This window comes from Pseudomonas sp. KCJK8993, from assembly GCF_046230915.1.
Lineage (GTDB): Bacteria > Pseudomonadota > Gammaproteobacteria > Pseudomonadales > Pseudomonadaceae > Aquipseudomonas > Aquipseudomonas piscis.
Genome location: NZ_JBJJLO010000254.1, coordinates 1 through 762 on the forward strand (window position 1 = coordinate 1; position 762 = coordinate 762).

General features: G+C 68.0%; 1 pseudogene. It reads left to right on the plus strand.

Annotated features, from left to right (window positions below):
* A pseudogene (locus ACK6AU_RS32020) lies at nucleotides 1-762 on the plus strand (hypothetical protein); the annotation flags it as partial.

Genomic DNA, 762 nt, shown 5'->3' on the forward strand with positions numbered 1-762 from the left:
GATGATCGCCAGTTGCAGATCAACGCGTCGGTGGCCCCGGTGATCTTGAATGGCGACGCCTCGCTTGGCCTGCCGCAGCGGGCGGCTCCGGTGCTGGCCGAACTGGAGCGCGCCCTGGCGCAGCTGCTACGTAATCTGCTGGCCCATCAGGGCTGGGAGCATGGCCCTGCAGGCCTGGCTTCGGCCTACGTCGGTTGGCGCGAGGATGCCCTGCGCCTGCTGGACGCCAGTGGCCAGGCGCAGGCGGCGACGGACTGGCCTGGCGCCTGGCGACAATGGGAGGCCGACCGCGAGCGCCTGCTGCAAGGCCCCGAGCAGGCCGTGGTGCACAACCAGATCCGCTTGCTCGATGCCGTGCTGCCGGCGTTGCCCGGGATACTGCGCGCAGAGTGCGCGGCCACCGCAGTGCTGTTCCCGGGCGGCAGCGTGGAGCGGGTGCAGGGTATCTATCGCGGCCATCCACTGGCCGACTACTTCAACGCCGTGCTGGCGGAACAGCTGCTGGCCTATGTGACACAGCGCCTGGCCGCTGATCCCCAAACACGGTTGCGGATCATCGAGATCGGCGCGGGAACCGGCGGCACCAGCGAGCGGCTGTTCCAGCACTTGGCGCCCTATGCGCAGGCGATCGACGAGTACTGCTACACCGATGTGTCAGAGGCATTCCTGGCCCATGGGCGCGAGCAGTACGGGGAGCAGGCGTCGTACCTGCGTACCGGCAACCTGGACATAGAACGCGATCCACGCAGCCAGGGTTTCGAA